Consider the following 26,888-nt stretch of genomic DNA (forward strand, 5'->3'; position numbering starts at 1 on the left):
CATCCTGTCAGTTTGGAGGACCCCATGAAATCAGTGCGCCGTCTGGTGACCCTCGCGGTCGCCGCCGGAGCCGCGATGGCGACGGCGGTCGGCCTCGCCCCGCAGGCGATGGCCGCGGTCGACCCGGTGCTCGCTTCCCCGTACCTGTACCAGTGGGGCGGCCAGACCAGCCCCACCGCGGCGATGTCCGCGACCGGGGTGAAAGCGTTTACCCTCGCCTTCGTCCTGTCCGACGGGACGTGCAACCCGAAGTGGGACGGCAGCCGTTCGCTGACCGGCTCGGACAAGACGCTGATCCAGAACATCCGCAACGCGGGCGGGGACGTCATCCCCTCCTTCGGCGGCTGGTCCGGCACCAAGCTCGGCTCGAAGTGCACGTCGGCTTCGGCACTGGCGGGGGCGTACCAGAAGGTCATCGACGCCTACGGGCTCAAGGCGATCGACCTGGACATCGAGAACACCGACGAGTTCCAGAACAACACGGTGCAGGACCGCATCCTCAACGCGGTCAAGCTGACCAAGCAGGCCAACCCGAACCTGAAGGTCGTCATCACCATCGGCACCACGACGACCGGCCCCGACAGCTACGGCAAGCGCCTGATCAACCAGGCCAAGGCGATCGGCGCCCCGGTCGACGTCTGGTCGGTCATGCCGTTCGACTTCTCCAGCGGCGGCGACATGGCCGCCATGACGAAGTCCGCGGTCGACGGGCTGAAGAACCAGCTCAAGACGACGTTCGGCTACTCGGACGACACCGCGTACCGGCACAGCGGCCTTTCCTCGATGAACGGCAAGACCGACAACGCGGGCGAGACCGTCACGATCGCGAACTTCAACTCCATCCGCGGTTACGCGACGAGCCACCACCTGGGCCGCTTCACGTTCTGGGCCACCAACCGCGACTGCAGCGGCGGCGGCGAGTGCAGCGGGATCACGCAGGACAAGTACGCGTTCACCAAGATCGTCGCCGGGTACGCCGGCTGACACAGCGCCCGTAGTGGGGCAGTCGAAGGCCCTCTCACCGGCATCGGGGTCGGTGAGAGGGCCTTCGCGGTTTCCCGATCAGCGGGAAGGGCGCCACATCCGGTTTCCGGTGAGCGGGAACCGGATTCCGGCACACCGCCGCACCATCCGCCACCCGCCGCTCCGGCCTCAGCGCGTGTGACCGCCGCGGTGGTCACCGCCGCCGTAGTTCGCGTATCCCGGGTACACCGTGCTCAAGTCCACTGTGGTCGGTGGCGGCACGGTCGTGGTCGGCGGCGGGATCTCCACCGTCGAAACCGAAGGTGACGGCGTCGGCGGCGGCGTCTGGCGCGCCTGCATGACCACCGGGGACGGCGTCGTCGTCCGCGTGGGCACCGCGAGCGCGCTCGACGACGGGCCGCCCGTGGCCGGCTGCAGCTGCGGGAACGGTGTGGACCCCGGGACGGGGTCGGCCTGGGTCACCAGCGCGAGCGCCAGCCCGCCCAGCACCACGGCCACCGCCGACGCCAGCGCGATCCGGCCCGCCGCGCCGCGCGGCTCGGCGTCGGGCCCGCGGCGGGCCGCCACCTCGGCCGAGCGCGAGCCCGGTTTCCGCGGCCGGACCCCCGCCTGCCGCAGCAGTTCGTCGACCGAGACCCGGTCCCGCCGTCTGCGCGCACTGCGCGTCATGAACGACCTCCCACCCCTTCGCTGATTCCGGGGATATTAGGAAGCGGGGCCGGAATTGTAAACGTGCTGATCGCCGCGGTCTCGTTATCGTTTCGAGACATCCGGAACGCGGCTCCGGCCGTAGTCGTCACCAAGGGTTCAGCGACGCAGCAGCCCCGCCACCCGGCGGGTCACGGGCATGAACTCGGGCAGCTTCACCAACGCCAGGAGGCCGAACGGCACGGCGATCCCGAGCAGGCCCTGGATCGGCAGCTTCACCCACGCCGCGGGGATCACGCCGAGCGAACCGGGCACGGCGTACCCGGCGAGCACCGCGGCCAGCACCCCCAGCCCGCTCACGCCCAGGGTGATCAGGCCGACCCGCAGCGACCGGCGGCTGCGCAGGTGCCCGAGCCGCACCCACAGCCAGACCTGGCCGAGCACGGCGCCGACCACGAACCCCGCGCCGTTGACCAGCATGACGCCGTAGACGACGTGTTCGCCGTCGAGCAGGCCGCGGCAGAGGAACAGCAGCGGGATCTTGACCGCGGTCATCACGAGCATGATGAGCGTCGGCGTGCGGGCGTCCTTCATCGCGTAGAACACCCGCAGCTGCAGCATCACCAGCGCGTACGGCAGCAGCCCGACCGCGGAGACGGCGAGGGTCTGGCCGAGCCGCTCGGCGTCGTCGAGGGTGCCGCGGCCCCAGGTGAAGATCGCGACGCCGATCGGCGTGCCGACGACGGCCAGCGCGGCGGAGATCGGCACGAAGAGCACCGTGGAGATGCGGGAGGCGAGCGAGAGGTCGCCGACGAGCCGCGCCAGGTCGCCGTCCGCGGCAGCCCGGCTCATCCGCGGCATGAGAGCGGTCAGCAGCGAGACACCGAGGATGCCGTACGGCAGCTGGAAGAGCAGCGACGCGTAGCTGTAGGCGGTGACGCCGCCGCCGGTGCCGCCGGTCAGCACCCGGGTCGTGACGACAAAACCGACGTGGCTCACCACGACGTACCCGAGGATCCACGCGGCGAGCCCGCCGAACTCCTTCATCCGCGGGTCGAAGCCCCAGCGCCAGCGGAACCGGAAGCCGGTGCGCAGCAAGGCCGGGATGAGCACCATCGCTTGCACGACGATGCCGAGCGTGGTGCCGAGGCCGAGCACGAGCAGTTTCGGGTCGCCCATCCGGACCGGGTCGAGCGTCAGCTCCCCCGGCATCAGCGCGAACACGACCAGCGTGACGGTGACGACGACGTTGTTCAGCACCGGCGCCCAGGCGGGCGGCCCGAACACGTTCTGGGCGTTGAGGATGGCCGACATCAGCGCGAAGAGACCGTAGAACAGGATCTGCGGCAGCAGGAGGTAGGCCAGCGCGGTGGTGAGTCCCGGGTTGGCATCCGCTGACGATTTGTCGACGTAGAGCGCGGTGAACAGCGGCGCGATGGCCACCGCGACGGCCGTCCCGACGGTGAGCAGCACCAGCGCCATCGTGAGCAGCCGCTGGGTGTAGGCCCGGCCGCCGTCGGCGTCGTCCTGGGAGCGGACCAGCAGCGGCACCACGACACTGGCCAGCACGCCGCCGAAGAGCAGCTCGAACACGATGTTCGGCAGGGTGTTGGCGACGGTGAAGGAGTCGTTGACGATCCCGGTCCCGACCACGGCCGCGAGCAGCAGCTTGGCGACGAAGCCGGTGATCCGGCTGACGGTCGAGGCGATCGCCATCCGCCCGCTCGAGCGGGCCAGCGAGGAGCCGGCGCCTTCACCGCGGCCGGCCGACACGGGCGAGGCCGGTGGCCTCGCGACGATCTGCGTGGCGAACTCGTCGTACGGCCGCCGGGAGACGTCGGGGTCGCGGCTCGGCCAGTGGGGGCCGCGAAAGTCACTGGGGAGGAAGACGGTCGCTTCCTCGTCCCCCGGCTTCGTGGCCGGGGGGTCCTGATCCGCCATGGCACCACACTGCCAGGTCAGGGCCCTGGCCGGGTACGGCGGTGGTCACCGAACGTGCGAGCGAACCCGCGACGCTCCGTGATCGCCCGCGCGGGCTCAGGCCGCGAGCGTGATCTCCAGCGCGGCGCGCCCGGCGTCGGTCAGCTCGGCCGGGACGCGGCCGACGGCGCCGTCGGCGGCGGGACGCACGTAGCCGCCGTGGGCCAGCGCGTGCGCGGTCATCTGATCGCAACAGGCGAATCCGTCCACGAAGAGGTCCGGTTCGCAGCTGCACGACATCTCAGCGCGTCCGGCTGCCACCGCCCTCAGCATCGCCATCGCGCGGTGGGTGAGCTCGACTCCTGAACCGGACACCGGACTGCCTTTCTGCTCCGTGAACCTACTACTACGAGTCATCGTCCATTGGGCCAATTGTGTTAGCTACGGCACTAGGACGTTTACTAGACCTTCGAGGTTCCGGCCATTCGGCGAAGCGGGGCTCAAGCGCGGTCGACGGTGCGGAAAGTGGCCTGGACCAGTGCGTCGGCCGCTACGGGTCAGCCGGCGGCTTCAGCCATGCGGAGTTCCAGGGTCCGGGCCCACTCCCGCACGATCTGACGCCGCCGCCGGGTGTCGTCGGTCAGCAGGTTCGCCAGGCCGAGACCGCGGGCGAGATCGAGAGTGGCCTGGACCAGCTCGCGCACCCCCGCCCGGGACTCGTCGACGCCCAGCAGCTCGACGGTCACCCGGTGCGCCTCCCGCCCGACCCGGGCCTCCAGCGGCACCAGGACGTCCCGCAAGGCCTCGTCCGTGGCCGCGACCGCCCACAGCTGCAGGGCGGCCCGGAACAGCGGCCCGGTGTAGAGGTTCAGCACCATCTCGACGACCCGCTCGATGCGCGACGACCCGCTCGGCAGATCCGCGGCCTGCGCGCGCAGTTCATCGATCTGCGCCTCGCCCAGGAGGTCGACCGCCGCCGCGACGAGGTCCTCGCGGGTCGGGAAGTGGTGTTGCGCGGCGCCCCGGGAGACGCCGGCGCGTTCGGCGATCACGGCGACCGTGACCCCGTGCCAGCCGCGCTCGCCGAAGCTGTCGAGCGCGGCCTCGATGAGCCGCCGCCGGGTGGTGCGGCTGCGTTCCTGCTGGGGTTCGCGGAGCATGGTCAGGCCGGGTCGACCCAGAAGTCGAGCTGGAGGTCGTCCTCGGAGCCCCCGATCCGGTACTTCGCGAAGTCGGTCACGCCCTCGGCACGCAGGACGTCGTCGTCGAGGAAGAAGTTCCCGGTCGCCTCACGGCTCGGCTTGGTGAGGATCGCGTACGCGGCGTCGGCCATGATCTCCGGCGTCCGGCTGCGGTCGGCCAGCTCGGCGCCGACGACGTTGCGGATCGCCGCCGTGTCGATCGTCGTGCGCGGCCAGAGCGAGTTGACGGCGACACCGTCCGCGCGCAGTTCCGCGGCGAGGCCGACCGTCACCAGGCTCATCGAGTACTTCGCGATGCTGTAGGCGAGGTGCCCGGCGGTGAACCACCTCTCGTCGAGGCTGATCGGCGGCGACAGCGTCAGGATGTGCGCGTTGGCCGCGGCCCGCAGGTGCGGGATGGCCAGCTTCGACAGCAGGAACGTGCCGCGCGCGTTGATGTCCTGCATCAGGTCGTAGCGCTTCATGCTGACCTGCTCGGTCGGCGTCAGGTCGATCGCGCTGGCGTTGTTCACGACGATGTCGATGCCGCCGAACTGCTCCACCGTCTTCGCCACCGCCGCCGCGACCCCGTCGTCGTCGCGGACGTCGCCGAGGATCGGCAGCGCGTGGCCGCCGGCCTTCTCGATGGCTTCCGCGGCGGTGTAGATCGTGCCGGGCAGCTTCGGGTGCGGCTCGGCGGTCTTGGCGAGCAGCGCGACGTTGGCGCCGTCCTTCGCGGCTCGCAGCGCTATCGCCTCACCGATGCCCCGGCTCCCACCGGACATGATGATGGTCTTGCCGTCCAGTCCAGCCATGTAAAACCTCCGTGAGGCGACGCATCTTTCCTAGCGAAAGTGAGGCTTCGAGATCGGTAGTCAGTAGGACTTGGGCAGGCCGAGGCTGTGCTGGCCGACGAAGTTGAGCACCATCTCGCGGCTGACCGGGGCGATCCGGCCCAGCCGGACGGCGGTGACCAGCGTGCCGAGGCCGTACTCGGTGGCCAGGCCGTTGCCGCCATGGGTCTGCACGGCCTGGTCGGTCGCGCGGATGGCGACCTCGGCGGCGGCGTACTTGGCCATGTTGGCCGACTCCCCCGCGCCGAAGTCGTCGCCGGAGTCGTAGAGCGACGCGGCCTTCTGCGTCATCAGCTTGGCCAGTTCCAGCTCGATCTTGATCTCCGACAGCGGGTGCGCGAGGCCCTGGTGGGCACCGATCGGGGTACCCCAGACCTGCCGCTGGTTGGCGTAGGAGACGGCCTTGGCCAGCGCGTACCGGGCGATGCCGAGCGAGAACGACGCGCCCATGATGCGTTCCGGGTTGAGGCCGGCGAACAGCTGCGCGATCGCCGCGTCCTCCTCGCCGACGAGCGCCTCGGCCGGGAGCTTGACGTCGTCGAGGAACAGCGAGAACTGGTCCTCCGGCGCGACGATGTCCATCGGGATCTTGGTGTACTCGAACCCGGCGGTGCCCGTCGGCAGGATGAACAGGGCAGGCTTGAGCCGGCCGGTCTTCGAGTCCTCCATGCGGCCGACGACGAGCACCGCGTCCGCCTCGTCGACGCCGGAGATGTAGACCTTGCGTCCACTGAGGACCCAGCCGTCGCCGTCGCGCTTGGCGGTGGTGGTGATCTTGTGCGAGTTCGACCCGGCGTCCGGCTCGGTGATGGCGAAGACCATCCGCTTGGTGCCGTCGGCGATGCCCGGCAGCCACTGCTTCTTCTGCTCTTCGGTGCCGAAGCGGGAGATCACGGTGCCGCAGATCGCCGGCGAGACGACCATGAGCAGCAACGGCGAACCCGCGGCGGCCAGTTCTTCGAGCACCGCGGCGAGGTCGGCGATGCCCGCGCCTCCGCCGCCGTACTCCTCGGGAATGTTGACGCCGAGGTAACCCAGCCGGCCGGCCTCGTCCCACAGCTCGTGGGTCTTCTCGCCGGCGCGGGCCTTCTTGGCGTAGTACTCGTGGCCGTACTTGGTGCCGAGCTCGGCGACGGCCTTGCGGAGCGCGATCCGCTCTTCGGGCTCGATGAAGTTCATCGCGTTCATGCTTCTTCTCCCACCACAGCTTCTCCGACCACAGCCAGAATTGTGCCGACTTCGACCTGCTGCCCGACGGTCACCGGCAGCTCGGTCACCACGCCGTCCGCGGGCGCCGCGATCCGGTGTTCCATCTTCATCGCCTCGAGCCACAGCAGCGGATCGCCCGCCTTCACCGGGTCCCCGGCCTGCACGGCGAGCCGGACGACGGTGCCCGGCATCGGCGCGACCAGCGACCCCGCGGCCAGCGCGGCGTCCGGGTCGGAAAATCGCGGTGCCGCCGTCAGCGCGACCGAACCGAGCGCGGAGTCCACATAGGACACGCCATCATGGCGCGCGACGTCGAAGGTGCGCCGCACGCCGGCGACGTCCAGGACGACCCGGCCGGACTCGGCAGTGACAAGCTCCGCTTCGTACCCGTCGGCGTTCAGGCCGTCCCGGGTCAATGAGTAGACGACATCGTACTCGCGATCGCCGATCGAGAAGACCTTGCGCTGTCCCGAAGATCGGACGTTGCGCCAGCCGCTCGGCAGACGTCCCTGCGTCCGCGCCCCGGCCCGGTTCGTCGCGGCCTCGGCCAGTGCCGCGGCCAGAGCCGACAGCCGTTCGGTGTCCACAGTGGCCAGCGGCGCGGCCAGGGTGTCGAGACCGTGGCGGTCGAAGAAGGCCGTGTCGGTCTCCCCGGCCAGGAAGGCGTCGTGACGCAGGATGGTGACCAGCAGGTCGCGGTTGGTGACCACGCCGTGGATCTTGGTCGCCGCCAGGGCCTTGGCGAGCCGCCGGGCGGCCTCGGCGCGGGTCGGCGCCCAGGTGATCACCTTGGCCAGCATCGGGTCGTAATGCACGCCGACCACCGAGCCGCTGAGGAACCCGGAGTCCAGCCGCAGCCCAGGACCGTGGGTGAACGAGCGGTCCACATCGGGCACTTCGAACGTGTGCAGCGTGCCGCTCTGCGGCTGCCAGTTCGCGCCCGGGTCTTCGGCGTAGAGCCGGACCTCGATGGAGTGCCCGACGGTCGGCGGCGGGTCGGCGGGCAGCCGTTCCCCGTCGGCGACGCGCAGCTGCAGCGCCACCAGGTCGAGACCGGTGACGTTCTCGGTGACCGGGTGCTCCACCTGCAGCCGGGTGTTCATCTCGAGGAAGTAGAACCGCCCGTCCGGCCCGGCGAGGAACTCGACCGTGCCCGCGCCGACGTAGTCGATCGCCTGGGCCGCCTTGCGCGCGGCGTCGAACAGCTCCGCGCGCATGGCCTCGTCGACGAACGGCGACGGCGCTTCCTCGACGACCTTCTGGTGCCGGCGCTGGATCGAGCACTCCCGCTCCCCCACCGCCCACACCGTGCCGTGCCGGTCGGCCATGACCTGTACCTCGATGTGCCGCCCGGTCTCCAGGTACCGCTCGCAGAACACCGTCGGGTCGCCGAACGCGGACGCGGCCTCCGCGCTCGCACCTTCCACCGCCTCGGCCAGCTCGTCGAGGGACCGGACCACGCGCATGCCGCGGCCACCACCCCCGGCGGACGCCTTGACCAGCAACGGAAGATCAGCCTCAGTCACCGAAGCCGGGTCCAGTTCGGACAGCACCGGCACGCCGGCGGCGGCCATCAGCCGCTTCGACTCCACTTTGGAGCCCATCGTCTCGATGGCCTCCGGCGGCGGGCCGACCCAGGTCAGCCCGGCCTCGAGGACGGCACGCGCGAACGCGGCGTTCTCGGACAGGAAGCCGTAACCGGGGTGGACGGCGTCGGCGCCGGTGTCCGCGGCGGCCTTGACCAGCAGTTCGGCCCGCAGGTACGTCTCGGACGGCGCGTTGCCGGGCAGCCGGACGGCCGCGTCGGCTTCCAGCGCATGGGGCGCGGCGGCATCGGCGTCGGAGAACACGGCGACCGTGCCGATCCCGGCGTCGCGGCAGCTCGAGAAGACGCGGCGGGCGATCTCGCCGCGGTTGGCGACCAGCAGGTTCTGGATCATCGCTCACTCACATCCGGAAGACGCCGAATCCTTCGGCGCCCTTCACTGGTCCATTGTGGATCGCGGACAGGCTCAGCCCCAGCACGGTGCGGGTGTCGCGCGGGTCGATGATGCCGTCGTCGTAGAGCATGCCGGAGAGGAACATCGGCATCGACTCGGCTTCGATCTGGCCTTCCACCATGGCTCGCATGGCCTTGTCGTTTTCCTCGCTGTACTCCTGGCCACGCGCCTCGGTGGCCGCGCGGGCCACGATGGACAGCACGCCGGCCAGCTGCGCCGGGCCCATCACCGCGGACTTCGCGCTCGGCCAGGCGAACAGGAAGCGGGGATCGTAGGCGCGGCCGCACATCCCGTAGTGCCCGGCGCCGTAGGACGCTCCCATGAGGACGGACAGGTGCGGCACTTTCGAGTTCGACACGGCGTTGATCATCATCGCGCCGTGCTTGATGATGCCGCTCTGCTCGTACTCCTTGCCGACCATGTAACCGGTCGTGTTGTGCAGGAAGACGAGCGGTGTGTGGATCTGGTTGGCCAGCTGGATGAACTGCGCGGCCTTCTGCGACTCCTCGCCGAACAGCACGCCCTGCGCGTTGGCCAGCACGCCGACCGGGTAACCGTGGATGCTCGCCCAGCCTGTCACGAGAGAAGAGCCGTACAGCGGCTTGAACTCGTCGAAGTCGGAGCCGTCGACGACGCGGGCGATGACCTCGCGCGGGTCGAACGGCACCTTGAGGTCGGTCGGCACGATGCCGAGCAGGTCCTCGGTGTCGTACACCGGCTCGGCGTAGTCCGGCTTCGGCGTCGGCCCCTGCTTCGTCCAGTTGAGCCGTTTGATGATGCTACGGCCCAGGCGGATCGCGTCCTGCTCGTCGACAGCGAGGTAGTCGGCCAAGCCCGACGTCCGCGCGTGCATCTCGGCGCCGCCGAGCGACTCGTCGTCGGACTCCTCGCCGGTGGCCATCTTGACCAGCGGCGGGCCGCCGAGGAACACCTTCGCGCGTTCCTTGACCATCACGACGTAGTCCGACATGCCGGGCAGGTACGCGCCGCCGGCGGTCGAGTTGCCGAACACCAGCGCGACCGTCGGGCAGCCCGCGGCGGAAGCCCGCGTGATGTCCCGGAAGATCCGGCCGCCGGGGATGAAGATCTCCTTCTGCGTCGGCAGGTCCGCGCCGCCGGACTCGACGAGGTTGATCGACGGCAGCCGGTTCTGCGCGGCGATGTCGGAGGCCCGGAAGCTCTTCTTGGTCGTCCACGGGTTGCTCGCGCCGCCCTTGACCGTCGGGTCGCTGGCCGAGACCAGGCACTCGACGCCTTCGACGACGCCGATGCCGGTCACCAGGCTCGCGCCGACGCGGTAGTCGGTGCCCCAGGCCGCCAACGGCGAAAGCTCCAGGAACGGCGAGTCCTCGTCGAGCAGCAGCTCGATCCGCTCGCGGGCGAGCAGCTTGCCACGCTTGCGGTGCCGTTCGACGTACTTCTCGCCGCCGCCGGCGACGGCCTTGGCCTGCTCGGTGTCGATCTCGGCGAGCTTTTCGAGCATCGCCTCGCGGTTCGCGCCGAACTCGGCGGCCCGCACGTCCACTGTGGACCTCAGGGTCGTCATGAGGTGTATCCCAATCGCTTCGCGGCCAGGCCGGTGAGGATCTCGTTGGTGCCGCCGCCGATGCCGAGGATCCGGACGTCGCGGTAGTGCCGCTCCACCTCGGCCTCGCGCATGTAGCCGAGCCCGCCGTGCAGCTGGACGGCCTCGTTGACCACCCATTCGGCGGCCTCGACGGCGGTGTTCTTGGCGAAACAGGCCTCGGCGATGACCTCCTCGCCCGACACGTGCCGGATCGCGGCCTGCCGGGCGTAGGTGCGCGCTACGTCGGTCTTGCGCGCCATCTCGGTCAGCTTGTGCTGTACGAGCTGCCGCGAGATCAACGGCCGGCCGAACGTCTCGCGCAGCCGGCACCAGTCGAGCGTCAGGTCGAGCGCGCGCTGGGCGTGGGAATAAGCTTGCACGGCGAGCGACAACCGTTCGGTGACGAACTGGGTGGCGACCTGGGCGAATCCGCTGTTCTCGGCGCCGACGAGGTTCTCCACCGGCACCCGGACGTCCACGTAGGACAGTTCGGCGGTGTCGGAGCAGAGCCAGCCCATCTTCTCGAGCTTGCGGGAGACGGTGAACCCGGGCGTGCCGCGCTCGACGACGATCAGCGACAGCCCGTGGGCGCCTTCGCCGCCAGTGCGCACGACCGTCGTCACGAAGTCGGCGCGGCAGCCGGAGGTGATGTAGGTCTTGGCGCCGTTGATGACGTACTCGTCGCCTTCGCGCACCGCCGTCGTCCGGATCCCGGCGACGTCGGAGCCGCCGTCCGGTTCGGTGACGGCCAGCGAGCCGATCTTGTCGCCGGCCAGGGTCGGCCGGACCCACCGCTCGATCTGCACGGGATCGGCGGCCTCGGCGATGTGCGGCACGGCGATGCCGCAGGTGAACAGCGACGCGAAGAGGCCGCCGGAGCCACCCGCGTAGTGCATCTCCTCGGCGACGACGAGCGCGTCGAGGTAGTTGCCGTCACCGCCGCCGATCTCCTCGGGGAACGCGACGCCCAGCAGGCCCAGGTCGCCGGCCTTGCGGTGCAGGTCGCGCGGCAGTTCGCCGGCGCGCTCCCAGTCGTCGAGGTGCGGCAGGACCTCCTGCTCGACGAACCGGCGCACGGTCTTTCGGAGTTCGGCCCGCTCGGGCGTCCGGAAGGGATCGGTCACAGGAGCACCTCGGGGATGTCGATTTCACGAGACCGCAGCCACTCGCCGAAAGCTTTGGCCTGCGGGTCGAACCGCGCCTGCGAGGCGACGCCTTCCCCGAGGATGCCCTCGACGACGAAGTTCATCGCGCGCAGGTTCGGCAGCAGGTAGCGCGTCACCGGCAGGTCGGCGGTCTCGGGCAGCAGCAACTTGAACTCCGCGACGGTCAGCCGGTGCGCGAGCCACCGCCAGGCCTCGTCGGACCGCACCCACACGCCGAGGTTGGCGTTGCCGCCCTTGTCGCCGCTGCGCGCGCCGATGACACTGCCCAGCGGCGCCCGCAGCACCGGCCCGTGGTCCAGCGGTTCGGGCAGCGCGGGCTCATCCACATCGGACAGCTCCACAGTGGACGCGGATGGCGCTATGTCGACACGCATCCCGTCCGGCAGCACCGCGACGTGCGGCACCGTCCCGGCGTCCACATAGGCCGCGGTGTAGACGCCGTACGGCGAGGCGTCCGACGGCGGGGCCGTGACGTGGAAGCCGGGGTAGCTGGCCAGCGCGAGTTCGACCGCCGCGCCGGTGAAAGCGCGGCCGGCGACCTTCGGGTCGGCGTCCTTGACCGCGACGTGCAGCAGCGCGCTCGCGGTCTGCTCGGTGTCGGCGTCGGCGTGGTCGGTGCGGGCCAGTGTCCACTTGACCTCGGCGGGCGGCCGGTCCTTCAGGGCGCCTTCGAGTTGTTCCTTCACCAGCGCGGCTTTCGCGTCGATGTCGAGTCCGGTGAGGACGAACGTCGTCTCGTTGCGGAACCCGCCGAGGGTGTTGAGCGCGACCTTCAGCGTCGGCGGCGGCGCTTCACCGCGGACGCCGGAGATCCGCACGCGGTCGGGTCCGTCCTGGCTCACCGACAGCGTGTCGAAGCGGGTGGTGACGTCCGGCCCGGCGTAGCGGGCGCCGGTGATCTCGTAGAGCAGCTGGGCGGTGACCGTGCCGGTGGTCACCACGCCCCCGGTGCCCGGGTGCTTGGTGATCACGCTGGAACCGTCGGCTTCGATCTCGGCGATCGGGAAGCCCGGCAACCCCAGGGAATGCTCGGTGAAGAAGGCGTAGTTGCCGCCGGTGGCCTGGGCGCCGCACTCGATGACGTGCCCGGCCACGACGGCGCCGGCGAGCGCGTCGTAGTCGTCGCGGGCCCAGCCGAAGTGCGCCGCGGCCGGGCCGACGATCACCGAGGCGTCGGTGACCCGGCCGGTGACGACGACGTCGGCCCCCGCGTTCAGGCATTCCGCGATGCCCCACGCGCCGAGATAAGCGTTGGCGGTCAAGGGTTTCCCGAGACCCAGCTCGTACGCGCGGGCGACCAGGTCGTCGCCTTCGACGTGCGCGATCTTGACGTCGATGCCGAGTTTGTCGACCAGCTCGCGCAGCGCGTCGGCCAGCCCGGACGGGTTGAGGCCCCCCGCGTTGGCGACGATCTTGACGCCGTTTTCCTTCGCCAGTTCGAGGTTCTCCTCCATCTGGCGGAGGAATGTCTTGGCGTACCCGCGGTTCGTGTCCTTCATCCGGTCGCGGCCGAGGATGAGCATGGTCAGCTCGGCCAGGTAGTCGCCGGTGAGGACGTCGAGCGGGCCGCCGGTGAGCATCTCGCGCACGGCGGAGAAACGGTCGCCGTAGAACCCGGACGCGTTGCCGATCCGCAAGGCGGTCTCTGTCATTGCCGCCTCCGGGGGAAAGAGTCCGTCGGCGGGGCGAACTGCCCCGCTTCCCGGCCGGACCCCGGAGGTCCCGCAAAGGCTTGCGCGACGGTCAGCCACTCCTCGACGTCGGGCCCCTGCGCCACGAGGTCGGTATCGGCCGGGTGCCGCCGCTGGGTGATGACCAAGCAGAAGTCCACGGCGCCGCCGGTGAGCTTCTGCGCGGCGTCCTCGGGCCCGAACGTCCAGGTGGTGCCGTCCGGCGCGGCCAGCTCGACGCGGAACTCCTCGGCCGGCGGCGCGAGCGAGTTGAGCAGGTAGGCGAAGTCGCGGGTCCGCGTGCCGAAACGCGCGATGTGCCAGAGCCGCGCGGTGGGCTCGCGGCGCAGGCCCAGTGCGTCGTAGACGTCCTGGCCGTGCGCCCAGGTCTCCATCAGCCGGGCCGTGACCATGGAGGCCGCGCTCATCGGCGGGCCGTACCAGGGCAGTTTCTGCCCGTCCGGCACCGCGGCGAGCGCCTCGGCCAGCCGCGCCCGCCCGGCGCGCCAGCGTTCGAGCAGTTCGCCGGGGGGCAGCTCGGCGCCTTCGGCCGCGGCTTCGTCGACGTAGTGTTCGCCGGCGGTGAGCAGGCTTTCGACCTCGGCCTGCCAGTCCTCCGGGTGGGCCGCGGCGATCAGGGCCTTCTCGTCGGTCCAGGCGAGGTGCGCGATCTGGTGCGCGATGGTCCACCCCGCAGCCGGTGTTTCCCGCGCCCAGTCGGACGCGGGCAGGTCCGCCACCACGTCGTCGAGTGCCTGTGATTCAGCGTCGAGATCCCCGAGGATCACGCCGAGGTCCGCCATCGCCGCCTCCTTGCGTACTGGGGCCCAGCCTGGCACCGGTGTCCAGAAAAATCAAGCACGCCTGATTGTTTCGGACCGGACGCTGCGGAAACACTATTGACATCTTGCCAGTAGTGCCGGTCTGCCTTAGTTTCATCGCCATGGCCGAGACCACCTACGCCGTCGCGGACCGGATCGCCACGGTGACGTTGAACCGCCCCGAGGCGCGCAACGGCTACACGATCCGGATGGCCGACGAGCTCGGCGCGGCGATGGACCGCGCCGACCGCGACGAGGACGTCCGCGTGGTGGTGCTGACCGGCGCGGGCCAGGACTTCTGCGTCGGCGCCGACCTGTCGCAGGGCGGGTTCGACTTCGACCCGGCGACCGGCCCGGACGCGGCCTGGCAGGAACCCGCCGGCCGCTGCTCGAAGCGGATCTTCACGATGAACAAGCCGGTGATCGCGGCCCTGCAGGGCGCGGCCGTCGGCGCCGGCAGCACGATCACGCTCCCCTGCGACTACCGCCTCGCCTCCGAGGACTCGCGGTTCGGCTTCGTCTTCACCCGCCGCGGCATCTACCCCGAAGGCGCGTCGGCGTGGTTCCTCCCCCGGCTCGTCGGCATGGGCACCGCGCTCGACTGGATGATCAGCGGCCGCGTCTTCCCCGCGGCCGAAGCTCTCGCAAAGGGACTGGTGCACCAGGTTTTCCCGACCGGGACGGTGCTCGACGAGGCCTACAAGCTGGCGCGCGAGCTGATCGCGAACACCGCACCGGTGTCCGTCGCGGTCACCCGCCAGCTGCTTTACCGGATGGCGAGCGCCGACTCGCCGTTCCCGGTGCACGAACTCGACTCGCGCCTGATCGGCGGCCTGGGCACGAACGCGGACGCCGTCGAAGGGGTCATGTCGTTCCTGCAGAAGCGGCCACCGTCGTGGGGCCTGCGCGTCGACAAGGACCTGCCCGACTACCTCCCCTGGCTGGACGCATGACCACCTACCCACCGCAGCCCTGGAACCTGGTCGCCGACGCGCGGGTGTCGGTCTGGCGCGTGCCGGCCGCGGACCTGCCGGCGCTCGCCGCGGAACCCGTGGTGATCGCCGGGCACGTGTCGGTGTTCACGGCGTGGATCGACTACACCCCGCCCGGGCAGCTCGCCTACCACGAGCTGCTGGCCGCGGTGGCGGTCAAGGGACGCCGGGTATCGTGCTCGATCACCGGGATCTGGGTCGACAGCGAGGTGTCCCTGGCCGGCGGCCGCGAACTGTGGGCGATCCCGAAGGACCTGGCGACCCTGGACTTCACGGGCGGCCGCACCTTCACGGCGACCGCGGCCACGGCGGACGACTGGATCGCGACGGCGGCCTTCAAACGCCGCACCGGATTGCCGCTGCGCCTGCCGACGACGTTCGACGTGGTCCAGGAACGCGACGGCCTGCTGCGCACCCCGGTCGGCGCGAAGATCAGCCCGCGCCCGGCGTCGGCGGACTGGAGTTTCAACCCGAGCGGCCCGCTGGGCTACCTGGCTTCACGACGCCCGGTGACGAGCCTCGAACTCCCCGCGTCCGACCTCCGCTTCGGCGCCTGAAGCCTTCTTCCGGAGTGCCCGACTCTGCGGCCGAGCGGCGCCGAATCCCCTGTTTCGCGGCCTGAGCAGCACCTCTCGGTGATCGCGTAACCCGCGAGGGTGAGACCGCGACACGCCACCCATTGGGGCACGTGCAGGCTCCAACCCCTACATGTAGTCTCTGATGACCGGCAGGGCCCAGCGACGGGGAGACCGCTGCAGAGATCTGCCGGGCAGCTTTGAAGAACCTGCAGCGCACGGCCTTGTGCGGCCGTGTGGCGATCCAACGCGCCCAATTCTGGAGACACGCATGTCAGTCGAAACCGGGCAGCGGCCGCCCGCCGCCGCCGACACACTCACCGCGATCCGGGTCATCCGGCGGGACGGCAGCGTGTCGCCGTTCGACGCCGGGAAGATCTCGGTCGCGCTGACGAAGGCGTTCCTCGCGGTCGAGGGCGGCGACGCCGCCGCGTCCTCCCGCGTGCACCACGTCGTCGCGGAGCTGACCCAGCAGGTGGAGACGACCCTGCTGCGCCACGCCGGTCCCGAGACCGCGCTGCACATCGAGCAGATCCAGGACATCGTCGAGCTCGCGCTGATGCGCGGCGAGCACCACAAGGTCGCCCGCGCCTACGTCCTCTACCGCGAGGAGCACAGCAAGGCCCGCAAGGCGACCGAGCCCACGACGCCCGCCGAGGCCACGCTGAGCGTCAAGGGCGTCGACGGCGTGCTGCGTCCGCTCGACTGGGCCCGCGTGTCCCACGTCGTGGGCGAAGCCGTCTCCGGGCTCGACGACGTCACCGCGGAGCCGGTGCTGGCCGAGGCCAAGCGCAACCTCTACGACGGCATCAGCGCCGACGAGCTCGCCCTGGCCCAGATCATGGCCGCCCGCGTGCTGGTCGAGCAGGAGCCGAACTACTCCTACGTCAGCGCCCGGCTGCTGCTGGACAAGCTGCGCGGCGAGGCCCTGAGCTACCTGGCCGGCCGCCCGCGCCTGGCCAGCCAGGACGAGATGGCCGGCGAGTACCCCGCGTACTTCCGCAACTACCTGCGCCGCGCGGTCGAGCTGGAACTGGTCGACGGCGAGCTGCTGTCCTTCGACCTGGACAAGATCACCGCGGCGATCGAGGCCAAGCGCGACCTCGACTTCGGCTTCCTCGGCCTGCAGACCCTGTACGACCGGTACTTCCAGCACCACAACGGCACCCGTTTCGAGCTGCCGCAGGCGTTCTTCATGCGCGTCGCGATGGGCCTGGCGATCCGCGAGGACGACCGCGAAGCCCGCGCGATCGAGTTTTACGAGCTGCTCTCGACGTTCCACTTCATGGCCTCGACGCCGACGCTGTTCAACTCGGGCACCACCCGCGCGCAGCTGTCGTCCTGCTTCCTGACCACGGTGGACGACGACCTGGACTCGATCTTCCAGGCGTACAAGAACAACGCGCTGCTGGCCAAGTACTCGGGCGGCCTCGGCAACGACTGGACCCCGGTCCGCGGCCTCGGCGCGCACATCAAGGGCACCAACGGCCAGTCGCAGGGTGTCGTGCCGTTCCTCAAGATCGCCAACGACACCGCCGTCGCGGTGAACCAGGGCGGCAAGCGCAAGGGCGCGGCCTGCGCCTACCTCGAGACCTGGCACGTGGACATCGAGGAGTTCCTCGACCTGCGCAAGAACACCGGTGACGACCGTCGCCGCACGCACGACATGAACACCGCCAACTGGGTGCCGGACGAGTTCCTGCGCCGCGTCGAGGCCGACGCGCAGTGGACCCTGTTCTCGCCGAACGAGACCCCGGACCTGCACGACCTCTACGGCAACGCGTTCTCGCAGCGCTACGCCGAGTACGAGGCGATGGCCGAGCGCGGCGAGATCAAGGTGTTCCGCAAGATCCGCGCGGTGGAGCTGTGGCGCCGCATGCTGACCATGCTGTTCGAGACCGGCCACCCGTGGATCACGTTCAAGGACCCGTGCAACCTGCGCTCGCCGCAGCAGCACGTCGGCGTCGTGCACTCGTCCAACCTGTGCACCGAGATCACGCTGAACACGAACGTCGAAGAGGTCGCGGTCTGCAACCTCGGTTCGGTCAACCTGCTCAAGCACGTCACCCCCGAGGGCCTGGACACGAAGCGCCTCGAGAAGACCGTGCGCACCGCCGTCCGCATGCTGGACAACGTGATCGACATCAACTTCTACACGATCCCGGAGGCGCGCCGCTCCAACCTGCGTCACCGCCCGGTGGGCCTGGGCATCATGGGCTTCCAGGACGCGCTGTTCGAGATCGGCGTCCCGTTCGCCTCCGACGAGGCGGTGACCTTCGCCGACGTCTCCATGGAGCACCTCTCCTACTACGCGATCTCGGCGTCGACCGACCTCGCCGAGGAGCGCGGCCAGTACCAGTCGTTCGAGGGATCGCTGTGGAGCAAGGGCATCCTGCCGATCGACTCGCTGCAGCTGCTCATCGACGCCCGCCGCGGTGACGGCCTCGACGTCGACACCTCCACGACGCTGGACTGGGCGCCGCTGCGCGAGCGCGTCAAGACCGTCGGCATGCGCAACTCCAACGTGATGGCGATCGCGCCGACCGCGACGATCTCCAACATCTCCGGTGTCGGCCAGTCGATCGAGCCGCTGTTCCAGAACCTGTTCGTCAAGTCGAACATGTCCGGCGACTTCACCGTCGTCAACCCGCACCTGGTCAAGAGCCTCAAGGCCCGCGGCCTGTGGGACGAGGTCATGGTCAGCGACCTCAAGTACTTCGACGGCAGCCTCGGCCGGATCGACCGGGTGCCGGACGACCTGAAGGCGCTGTACGCGACCGCGTTCGAGATCGAGTCGAAGTGGATCGTCGACGCCGGTTCGGTGCGCCAGAAGTGGATCGACCAGGCGCAGTCGCTGAACCTGTACATCGCGGCGCCGAGCGGCCGCAAGCTCGACGAGCTGTACCGCTACGCGTGGCACAAGGGCCTCAAGACCACGTACTACCTGCGGGCGCAGTCCGCGACGCACGTGGAGAAGAGCACCCTGCGCGGCACCGACGGCAAGCTGAACGCCGTCTCTTCCGGCACGGCCACCGCCACGGCAACCGCGGCTCCCGCGGCGGCCCCGGCAGCTCCGGCGTCCACCCCGGCCCCGGCTCCCTCGCCGTCGCCGGCGGCGGCCGTCCCGGCGGTGCCGGTGACCGCACCGGCCGCCAAGCCGGAGCCGAAGGAGATGCCGAAGGTGGAGGACGTCGACTTCGTCGCCACCGAAGGCGCCGCCTGCCGCATCGACGACCCCGACTGCGAAGCCTGCCAGTAAGCCCGCCCCGGCTCGTGAGTGTTCAGGGCGGTTCTAACCGCCCTGAACACTCACGAGCCCACCTGCCTAAGTGAGCGATATGACCAACGTGGAGACGACCGGCGTCACCGGCCTCGGTGAGATCGAGGTCGGGGCGGCCCGGATCAACGTCGACGACAAGCGCATGATCAACGCGCGCGCCGACGTCAACCAGCTGCTGCCGATGAAGTACCGGTGGGCGTGGGACAAGTACCTGGCCGGCTGCAACAACCACTGGATGCCGACCGAGGTCGCCATGCAGGCCGACATCGCGCTGTGGAAGTCGGCCGACGGCCTCACCGAGGACGAGCGGCAGATGCTCAAGCGCAACCTCGGCTTCTTCGCGACCGCGGAGTCCTTGGTGGCCAACAACATCGTGCTCGCGGTGTACCGGCAGATCACCAACCCCGAGTGCCGCCAGTACCTGCTGCGCCAGGCGTTCGAGGAAGCCGTGCACACGCACACCTTCCAGTACATCTGCGAGAGCCTCGGCCTGGTCGAGGGCGAGCTGTTCAACATGTACCGCGAGGTTCCGTCCATTTCGGACAAGGACGCGTGGGCGCTGAAGTACACGCAGCACCTCGAGGACCCGGACTTCGAGACCGGGACGCCGGAGGCCGACACGGCGTTCCTGCGTGACCTCGTCGCGTTCTACGTGATCTTCGAGGGCATGTGGTTCTACACCGGCTTCGCGCAGATCCTCTCGCTCGGCCGCCGGAACAAGATGGTCGGCATCGCCGAGCAGTACCAGTACATCCTGCGCGACGAGTCGATCCACCTGAACTTCGGCATCGACTGCATCAACCAGATCAAGATCGAGAACCCGCACCTGTGGACCGAAGAGTTCCAGGAAGAGGTGCGCGGGATGCTGAAGGACGCGTGCGAGCTGGAGGTCGCGTACGCGCGTGACACCATGCCGCGCGGCATGCTCGGCCTGTCGGCGCAGCTGTGCGAGCAGTACATGCACTTCATCACCGACCGGCGCGCGCAGCAGATCGGCCTCCAGCCGATCTTCGGCGAGACCGAGAACCCGTTCCCGTGGATGTCCGAGGCGATGGACCTGAAGAAGGAGAAGAACTTCTTCGAGACCCGCGTCATCGAGTACCAGTCGGGCGGCGCCCTCGACTGGGACTGACCACAGCTCCAAATCCGTGAAGGCCACCTTGAGGGACTCTGAGTCCCTCAAGGTGGCCTTCACGGACCACCCGAAAAGAGGACACCCCGACCTGTTGTCAGGTGGTCAACAAGGGTGCATCGTGGGGGTAACCGATCTCGACGGGGAGATGGTCACCTTGACGAGCACTGTGGGCCGGGCCGCCGAAACCTTGCGCGAACGCGTGCCACCACTGACCTCGCTGCCCCTCCCCCGCGCCGTCGACCAGCGGTGGCTGCGGTCGCGCTGGCCCGTCCAGGAGCTCGCGACGCCGCCCGCCGGCAGCGGCCTCAAGCCCGTGCTCGGCGACGAAGGCCCGCCCGTGGTCGGGCACATGCTCGAGATGATGCGCTTCGGGCCCGCCTTCGGCCTCCGCCGCCACGAGCTCTACGGCCCGGTGTCGTGGACCGGCGGGTTCGGCCGCCGGATCGTCGCGCTGTCCGGGCCGGAGGCGACGCAGATCGCGCTCGTCAACAAGGACAAGGCGTTCTCGCAGGAGGGCTGGAAGTTCTTCATCGAGAAGTTCTTCGAGCGCGGCCTGATGCTGATGGACTTCGGCGAGCACCACCTGCACCGCCGGATCATGCAGGAGGCCTTCACCCGGGCGCGGCTCACCGGCTACGTCAACGAGATGGGCCCGGCTCTGCGCGAAGGCGTCGCGGGCTGGGGAGCGAGCGAGCGGCCGCGGCTGTACTGGTCCCTCAAGCAGCTGACCCTCGACGTCGCGACGCGCGTGTTCATGGGCATGCGCAGCGGCGCCGACGCGCACCGCATCAACCGCGCGTTCGTCAGCTCCGTGCGGGCCGGCACCGCGCTCGTGCGCGTCCCGGTACCCGGCGGCCGCTGGGCGGCCGGACTGCACGGACGGAAGGTCCTGGAGCGCTACTTCGGCGAAACCCTGCCCGCCAAGCGGGCCGCCGACGGCGACGACCTGTTCGCCGCGCTCTGCCACGCCACCACCGAGGACGGCGACCGGTTCACCGACACCGACATCGTCAACCACATGATCTTCCTGATGATGGCCGCGCACGACACGACGACCATCACCAGCAGCGCCATGGCCTACTACCTCGCCAAACACCCGGAGTGGCAGGAGCGGGCACGCGAGGAGTCCCTGGCCCTCGGCGACGACGTCCTCGACATCGACGCCATCGACAGGCTCGAGACGCTGGACCTCGTGATGAAGGAGGCGCTGCGGCTGGTCGCGCCGGTGCCGTCGCTGACCCGCCAGACCGTCAAGGACACCGAAGTCCTCGGGCACTACATCCCGGAAGGCACCCTCGTCGGCGTCTCGCCGACGGTCAACCACTTCGCACCGGAGTGCTGGACCGACCCGTTCCGCTTCGACCCCGAGCGCTTCGCCGAGCCGCGGCGCGAGGACAAGTCGCACCGGATGGCGTGGATGCCCTTCGGCGGCGGCGCGCACAAGTGCATCGGGCTCCACTTCGGCAGTCTCGAGGTCAAGTTGCTGATGCACGAAATGCTGCGCGCGTACCGCTGGTCGGTTCCGGAGAGTTACACCGCGCGCTGGGACTACGTGTCCCTGCCGGTGCCGGCGGACGGTCTCCCGGTGCGGTTGGCCCCTCGCTGATTCGCCACCCGTCCGTGGCTCGATACACATGGTGACACGATGTCACCAATCGTGGAGGTCTGTTCACTCGTTCAGCCGGTAGACACCCCGTTACACACGTGATGGCGTGGCATCGGCCGCGGCCGACAGGGACCCCGTGCGGGTTCCTGGACATCGGCACCGTGCCTGAACTGGCCAGACCTGTGCGTGAAGAAGGTGGAGTGTGTCTGAGCCCGGTGCCGCGCCAGGGTTGGTGGACGTGGCCCGCAGGTGGGCGGCGACGCTCGCTGACACCAAAGGAGTAACGCTTCCCCCGGAAGAGCTCGAACAGCTCTTGCTCGGGGTCGCGACGGACGCGGTCGACCACGTCAGCTCGGGACACGACGGGGCGCTGCTGCGGTTCAGCGCGCTCTACGCCGCGTCGCCGATGGGGATCGCGCTGGCCGGTCCGGACGGCGGGATCGTCGAGGCGAACCTCGCGCTGGGACAGTTGCTCGGCTGCCCGCCGGACCGGTTGCGCGGCCGGCACATCACCGAGCTCGGCTCGACCGACCACGACGTCTCCCGGCTCAAGGCCGGGCTGGAGCACGTGAACTCGGGGCTCGAGCGCTTCCGCGAGCGGATGCTGCTCGACCACGTCGAAGACGGCCGGCTCTGGACGGACGTCACGCTCGCCCGGCTGCCCGGCGACCGGCCCGACTCGGTGTACCCGGTGCTGATGGTGTCCGACGCGAACGAGCTGCACCTGCTGCAGGAACGGCTGGTGCACCAGAACATCCACGACCCGCTGACCGGGCTGCCGAACGCGTCGTCGTTCACCACCAAGCTCGAAGCGGCGCTCGGCGCCGGCGCCCGCGACGACATCGCGCTGATCTACCTCGACGTCGACGGCTTCAAGGTCGTCAACGACGGGCTCGGCGCCGGAGTCGGCGACCAGGTGCTGCGCGGGGTCGCGGGCAAGCTGTCCGCCGTGTTCACCGGCCACCACGACGGCTTCGTCGCGCGGCTGTCCGGCGACGGCTTCGCGGTGCTGCTGCGCGGCAAGCTCTCCCCCGCCGGGGTCGTGCAGCTGGTCGAACGCGCGCTGGAGGACCTCAACGAGCCGATCTACCTCGGCGGCCACGGCATCGGCGTGAGCGCCAGCGCCGGCATCGTGGTGCGCGCGGCCGTCGAAGACGGCGCCGCGGAGCTGCTGCGGGCCGCGGAGATCGCGCTGCACCGGGCCAAGGAGGCCGGCAAGGCGCAGTGGATGCTGTTCGACCCGGAGCTGGACGCCCGCGACCGCGGCCGCTACCAGCTGGGCGCGGTGATCGCCGGGGCGCTGGAAAACGGCGAGTTCTCGCTGGTCTACCAGCCGACGGTGAAGCTCGCCGCCCCCGACCGGATCGCCGCGGTCAACGCCGGCCTGCGCTGGAACCACCCGGAGAAGGGCGAGCTCGGCTCCGAGGAGTTCTACCCGCTCGCCCAGACCACCGGGATGACGATCCCGCTCGGCCGCTGGCTGCTCGCCGAGTCCCTGGCCGCGACGGCCCGCTGGCGGACCCGCCTCGGCGACGCCGCCCCGGACGTCTGCGTCCGGCTGCCCACGCGGCTGGCCATCGACCCGGACCTGGTGCTGCTGGTCCGCGAGCAGCTCGACAAGCACGAGCTGCCGGCGACGGCGTTGCGCCTGTGCACCGATCGCGACTCGGTCCTCGACCCGCGCGGGGAAGTGCTGGACTCGTTCGCCGTGCTGGCCGACCTGGGCACGCAGCTGGTGCTGACCATCTCGGGGTCGGCGGACCTGGAGCTGATCCCCCAGCACGGCCTGCCGGTGGAGCACGTGATCCTGTCCGGCCCGGTGATCGACGCCCTGGACGCCGAGGAGCCGGCGGAGTCCGACATCCGGCACCTGACCCAGCTGGTCACCCGCGCCCGCGAGCTGCGGTTGAAGGTGGGCGCCGAGGGCGTCCGCACGCACGACCAGGCGGCGCGGCTGCGCCAGCTCGGCGTGCTGGCGGCCCGCGGCCCGTTCGCCAACGACTCGGCCACCGGCGACGAGGTCGACGAGCTGATCGCGCGGCACCCGGCCGGCTGACCCGGATCCACCGACGCTTGATCGCGGCGGAGCCGGCACGACCTTGGGCGGCAGGTGACGCGCGGGACCAAGCCGGTCGCACGTCGGCTCCGAAGGACGGGCAGGATGGGTTCTGCCGCCGACGAGAAGGGACCTCCATGGACGCCGGAGACCTCGCCCCCGATTTCACGCTCCCCGACGACCAGGGCCAGGAGCGCACGCTCTCGGACTTCCTGGCCACCGGCCCGGTGGTGCTGTTCTTCTACCCGGCCGCGATGACCGGCGGCTGCACCGCGGAAAGCTGCCACTTCCGCGACCTCGCCGCGGAGTTCGCCGAGGTCGGCGCGCACCGCGTCGGGATCAGCCCGGACGGGGTCACCAAGCAGCGCCAGTTCTCCGCGGCCAACGACTTCGACTACCCGCTGCTGTCCGATGTGGAGGGCGAGGTCGCCAAGCAGTTCGGCGTGTGGCGCAAGCTCCTGCCCCTGCACGCGAAGCGCGCGACCTTCGTGATCGGCGAGGACCGCCGGATCCTCGAGAAGATCAAGAGCGAGCTGAACTTCACCGTCCACGCCGACCAGGCGCTGAAGGTGCTGCGGGAGCGCAACAAGGTCGCCTAGGACGGCGTGCGCGCGGACGAGCCGAGCAGCACCGGCTTCTCGGCGTCCGCCGAACCGGCTTCAGCGTGGTACACCACCGGAGTCAGGCCATCGGTGCCACCGAACTCGAGCCGCTCACCTGTGGGTGATCGGATGGGACCGGAGTTCCACGCGGGGTCATGCCGTCCGTGCCACAGGGAGTGAAAACGCGGCCTCGCTACAGCACCGCGCAAGGTCTCCCAGGACGGCGTGCGCGCGGACGAGCCGAGCAGCGCCGGCTTCTCGGCATCCGCCGAACCGGCTTCACCGGCCGCGCCGCCGGCACGATGATCGCGAGGATCTAGGCCGGGGCGCTCAGCCGCCACACGTGGTTCGTGCCGGTGCACGACGGCGCCAGCGGCTTCTCCGCCGGCTCCTCGCGCACCTTCGTGAACCCGAGCCGGGCCGGCACCGCGCCGCTGCGGGCGTTCCGCTCGTCGTGCATGATCTCGACGTAGCCGGCGCCGAGGCGGAACGCCTCCGCCGTCAGCAGCGCGACGGACCGGGTCATCAGGCCGCGGCCGGTCCACTCCCGGGCCAGCCAGTAGCCGATCTCGACGCCGCCGTCGCGGGTCATCACGCCGACGCCGCCCGCCACTTCGCCGTCGACGCCGACCGCGTACTCGTACGCTTCGCCGTTCTCCCAGCGCTTCGCCGTCAGCCGGAGGAACTCCGAGGAGTCGTCCGACGTGTACCCGGCCGCCACCCAGATCAGGAACGGCCGGAGGTGCTCGACGGAGCCGGTGACGAGTGTCGTCAGGAGGTCGCGGTCGCCGGGGTGCCAGCGGGTCAGTGTCAGGTCACCGTCGCGGTAGGTCTCGGCCGGGGTCTCCATGCGCGAAGTCTCCTTCCTCGGGTCGGTCGAGCCGCCACACCAGGGCGGTGCCGGTGCACGCCGGCGCCCGGTCCGGGTCTGCGGTTTCCTTGCGGGCGGGCGAAAAACCCAGCCGGGCCGGGACCCGCGCCGCTGCGGACGTTCAGCTCGTCGTGCTTGATCTCCACGTACCCCGCGCCGCGGCGGAACGCGTCGGCGATGAGCGACGCGGCCGCGCGGGTGATCAGGCCGCGGCCGGTCCGGCCGTGGACGAGCCAGTAACCGAGCTCGACCCCGCCGTCGCGGGTCAGCACGCCGATCCCGCCCGCCAGCTCGGCACCGACCCGCACCGCGTACTCGTACGCCCGGCCGGTTTCCCAGTTGCCGTGGGTGAGACGGAGGTACGCCGCCGCGTCGTCGGCCGTGTACCCGCCGGCCGCCCAGGGCAGCCAGTCGGCGAGGTGCGCACCGGACCCGAGACGGCGGCAGCCAGCGCCGCGCCGTCCGCGAAGCGCCAGCGCGCCAGCGCGAACTCCTCGCGGGTCAGTACCTCGGCCGGGGTCTCCATCGATCCATGGTGCCCCGGCGAAGCCTTGCCGCGCGCGGCAATTAATTGACGATGACGCTGTCGGGTACCTCGGTGTCGTTCTTCAGCGCGTCGAACAGCTGCTTCGACTTGTTCTTGTCCCAGTTCTCCGCCGAGCCGCTCGTCACCGGGACCGTCGTGGTCACCACGCCGCCGGAGGCGATGCCGCGCATCGCGATGGCCAGGCCGGCGAGGTTGTGCACGTGGTCGCCGGAGTCCATGGTCAGCGCGTCCGGCGCCGCGGACAGCAGCGGGAAGAAGTCGAACGGGTTGAGCAGCGTGCCCGGGCTGGCGATCTGGCTGACCAGCGCGCCGATGAACTTGCGCTGGTTGGCGACGCGGTCGAGGTCCGAGCGCGGGGTCGCGTCGCTGTGCCGCATCCGGACGAAGCCCAGCGCCTCGCGGCCGTCGAGGGTCTGGGGACAGCCGGCCTTGATGCTGATGCCGGTCACCGTGTCGTTCATGTCCTTGTCGATGCACATCTCGACGCCGCCGATCGCTTCGACGATCTTCGCGAAGCCGCCGAAGCCGATCTCCGCGTAGTGGTCGATGTGCAGGCCGGTGGCGCCTTCGACGGTCTGCGCGAGCAGCTTCGGCCCGCCGAGCGAGAACGCCGCGTTGATCTTGTTGGTGCCGTGGCCCGGGATCTTCACCTGGGAGTCGCGCGGCAGCGACAGCAGCGTCGGCTTGGTGGAGTTGTCCGGCAGGTGCGCGACCATGATCGTGTCGGTGCGCTGCCCGCCCGCGGCCGCGACGTCGCCGGTGGCGAGGTTCTCCTCGTCGGCCGCGGTGAGGCCTTCGCGGCTGTCCGAGCCGACGATCAGCCAGTTGGTGCCGGCCGCGGCGACCGGGCGGCCCTCGTAGTCGGCGAGGGCGTCGACGCGCTTGATGGAGAACTCGAGGTAGACCCAGATGCCGGCGAGGAACACGACGAACACCAGCAGCAACGTCATCAGGATCCGGCCGAGGCCCCAGCGGCGACGCCGGCGCGGCGGCCGGGACGGCGGGTAGTCGTCACCCCGGGCCGGCGGTGGCTGGCGCGGCGGGGGCTGCGGCGGCACGTAGTCCTGCTCGCGGTGGCCCATCGGGCGGGTGCGCTCGTCGTACGGGCTCTGACCCCGCCCGGGCAGCGGCATCATCTGCGCGCGCTGGTGGTCCCGGGGCCGGCCGGCGGGCGGCCGGGGCGGGGGCATCCGGCGTCCGCCGT

General features: G+C 70.3%; 22 protein-coding genes. 8 read left to right on the forward strand and 14 right to left on the reverse strand.

Annotated features, from left to right (window positions below; all coding sequences use genetic code 11):
• Positions 1 to 24 precede the first annotated feature (24 nt).
• Positions 25 to 984: a chitinase gene (locus tag OG494_RS21000; RefSeq protein WP_328458249.1), complete on the forward strand. Its 960-nt coding sequence runs from the start codon at positions 25 to 27 to the stop codon at positions 982 to 984.
• A 168-nt stretch (positions 985 to 1,152) separates the two neighbouring features.
• Here OG494_RS21000 and OG494_RS21005 read toward each other — a convergent pair whose 3' ends face one another.
• From OG494_RS21005 to OG494_RS21055, 11 genes are all read right to left on the reverse strand, one after another.
• Entirely contained in the window at positions 1,153 to 1,653 is a 501-nt protein-coding gene (locus OG494_RS21005; protein WP_328458251.1) for a hypothetical protein, read from the reverse strand.
• Between the two features lie 138 nt (positions 1,654 to 1,791).
• Positions 1,792 to 3,573 carry a murein biosynthesis integral membrane protein MurJ gene (murJ, locus tag OG494_RS21010; RefSeq protein ID WP_328458253.1) on the reverse strand — a complete coding sequence of 594 codons (1,782 nt, stop codon included), beginning with the start codon at positions 3,571 to 3,573 and terminating at the stop codon, positions 1,792 to 1,794.
• A gap of 96 nt (positions 3,574 to 3,669) precedes the next feature.
• Positions 3,670 to 3,927, reverse strand: a complete 258-nt coding sequence (locus tag OG494_RS21015) for a hypothetical protein (protein ID WP_442874445.1) — start codon at positions 3,925 to 3,927, stop codon at positions 3,670 to 3,672.
• A 182-nt stretch (positions 3,928 to 4,109) separates the two neighbouring features.
• The gene (locus OG494_RS21020) at positions 4,110 to 4,712 is read right to left on the reverse strand and encodes a TetR/AcrR family transcriptional regulator (protein WP_328458255.1); all 603 of its coding nucleotides are present in this window, start codon (positions 4,710 to 4,712) and stop codon (positions 4,110 to 4,112) included.
• Positions 4,713 to 4,714: 2 nt separating this feature from the next.
• Positions 4,715 to 5,548: an SDR family oxidoreductase gene (locus OG494_RS21025; RefSeq protein ID WP_328458257.1), complete on the reverse strand. Its 834-nt coding sequence runs from the start codon at positions 5,546 to 5,548 to the stop codon at positions 4,715 to 4,717.
• A gap of 60 nt (positions 5,549 to 5,608) precedes the next feature.
• Entirely contained in the window at positions 5,609 to 6,775 is a 1,167-nt protein-coding gene (locus OG494_RS21030; protein WP_328458259.1) for an acyl-CoA dehydrogenase family protein, read from the reverse strand.
• Positions 6,772 to 8,736, reverse strand: a complete 1,965-nt coding sequence (locus OG494_RS21035; protein ID WP_328458261.1) for an ATP-binding protein — start codon at positions 8,734 to 8,736, stop codon at positions 6,772 to 6,774. Before OG494_RS21035 ends, OG494_RS21030 begins: the two co-directional genes overlap by 4 nt.
• Positions 8,737 to 8,743: 7 nt before the next feature.
• Complete coding sequence (locus OG494_RS21040; RefSeq protein WP_328458263.1) at positions 8,744 to 10,342, reverse strand: acyl-CoA carboxylase subunit beta; 1,599 nt, start codon at positions 10,340 to 10,342, stop codon at positions 8,744 to 8,746.
• A complete protein-coding gene (locus OG494_RS21045; protein WP_328458265.1) occupies positions 10,339 to 11,487 on the reverse strand; it encodes an acyl-CoA dehydrogenase family protein in 1,149 nt (382 codons plus the stop codon). The genes OG494_RS21040 and OG494_RS21045 overlap by 4 nt, the downstream gene beginning before the upstream one ends.
• Positions 11,484 to 13,181, reverse strand: coding sequence for an acyclic terpene utilization AtuA family protein (locus tag OG494_RS21050; protein ID WP_328458267.1), 1,698 nt, complete (start codon positions 13,179 to 13,181; stop codon positions 11,484 to 11,486). Before OG494_RS21050 ends, OG494_RS21045 begins: the two co-directional genes overlap by 4 nt.
• Positions 13,178 to 14,002, reverse strand: a complete 825-nt coding sequence (locus tag OG494_RS21055) for a TIGR03084 family metal-binding protein (RefSeq protein WP_328458269.1) — start codon at positions 14,000 to 14,002, stop codon at positions 13,178 to 13,180. Before OG494_RS21055 ends, OG494_RS21050 begins: the two co-directional genes overlap by 4 nt.
• Before the next feature lie 140 nt (positions 14,003 to 14,142).
• On the opposite strand from OG494_RS21055, the gene OG494_RS21060 reads away from it, so the two are divergent.
• The 7 genes from OG494_RS21060 to OG494_RS21090 all read left to right on the forward strand — a co-directional run bounded on the left by OG494_RS21060 (position 14,143) and on the right by OG494_RS21090 (position 24,263).
• Entirely contained in the window at positions 14,143 to 14,973 is an 831-nt protein-coding gene (locus tag OG494_RS21060; protein ID WP_328458271.1) for an enoyl-CoA hydratase-related protein, read from the forward strand.
• Positions 14,970 to 15,569, forward strand: a complete 600-nt coding sequence (locus OG494_RS21065; protein ID WP_328458272.1) for an acetoacetate decarboxylase family protein — start codon at positions 14,970 to 14,972, stop codon at positions 15,567 to 15,569. Before OG494_RS21060 ends, OG494_RS21065 begins: the two co-directional genes overlap by 4 nt.
• 289 nt (positions 15,570 to 15,858) lie before the next feature.
• Complete coding sequence (locus OG494_RS21070) at positions 15,859 to 18,846, forward strand: ribonucleoside-diphosphate reductase subunit alpha (protein ID WP_328458274.1); 2,988 nt, start codon at positions 15,859 to 15,861, stop codon at positions 18,844 to 18,846.
• Between the two features lie 79 nt (positions 18,847 to 18,925).
• Entirely contained in the window at positions 18,926 to 19,999 is a 1,074-nt protein-coding gene (locus OG494_RS21075) for a ribonucleotide-diphosphate reductase subunit beta (protein ID WP_328458276.1), read from the forward strand.
• 148 nt (positions 20,000 to 20,147) lie between these two features.
• A complete protein-coding gene (locus OG494_RS21080) occupies positions 20,148 to 21,608 on the forward strand; it encodes a cytochrome P450 (RefSeq protein ID WP_328458984.1) in 1,461 nt (486 codons plus the stop codon).
• Between the two features lie 238 nt (positions 21,609 to 21,846).
• Complete coding sequence (locus OG494_RS21085; protein ID WP_328458278.1) at positions 21,847 to 23,664, forward strand: diguanylate cyclase domain-containing protein; 1,818 nt, start codon at positions 21,847 to 21,849, stop codon at positions 23,662 to 23,664.
• 137 nt (positions 23,665 to 23,801) lie between these two features.
• The gene (locus OG494_RS21090; protein WP_328458280.1) at positions 23,802 to 24,263 is read left to right on the forward strand and encodes a peroxiredoxin; all 462 of its coding nucleotides are present in this window, start codon (positions 23,802 to 23,804) and stop codon (positions 24,261 to 24,263) included.
• A gap of 319 nt (positions 24,264 to 24,582) precedes the next feature.
• Here the strand turns inward: OG494_RS21090 and OG494_RS21095 are convergent, their stop codons facing one another.
• From OG494_RS21095 to OG494_RS21105, 3 genes are read right to left on the reverse strand one after another with little or no spacing between them, the layout of a single operon-like run.
• Positions 24,583 to 25,116: a GNAT family N-acetyltransferase gene (locus OG494_RS21095; protein WP_328458281.1), complete on the reverse strand. Its 534-nt coding sequence runs from the start codon at positions 25,114 to 25,116 to the stop codon at positions 24,583 to 24,585.
• Positions 25,077 to 25,709 carry a GNAT family N-acetyltransferase gene (locus OG494_RS21100; RefSeq protein WP_328458985.1) on the reverse strand — a complete coding sequence of 211 codons (633 nt, stop codon included), beginning with the start codon at positions 25,707 to 25,709 and terminating at the stop codon, positions 25,077 to 25,079. Before OG494_RS21100 ends, OG494_RS21095 begins: the two co-directional genes overlap by 40 nt.
• Positions 25,705 to 26,874 (reverse strand): LCP family protein, encoded by a 1,170-nt coding sequence (locus OG494_RS21105; protein ID WP_442874446.1) that lies wholly within the window; start codon positions 26,872 to 26,874, stop codon positions 25,705 to 25,707. Before OG494_RS21105 ends, OG494_RS21100 begins: the two co-directional genes overlap by 5 nt.
• Between the last annotated feature and the right edge of the window lie 14 nt (positions 26,875 to 26,888).

The organism is Amycolatopsis sp. NBC_00438 (assembly GCF_036026695.1).
Taxonomy (GTDB): Bacteria; Actinomycetota; Actinomycetes; order Mycobacteriales; family Pseudonocardiaceae; genus Amycolatopsis.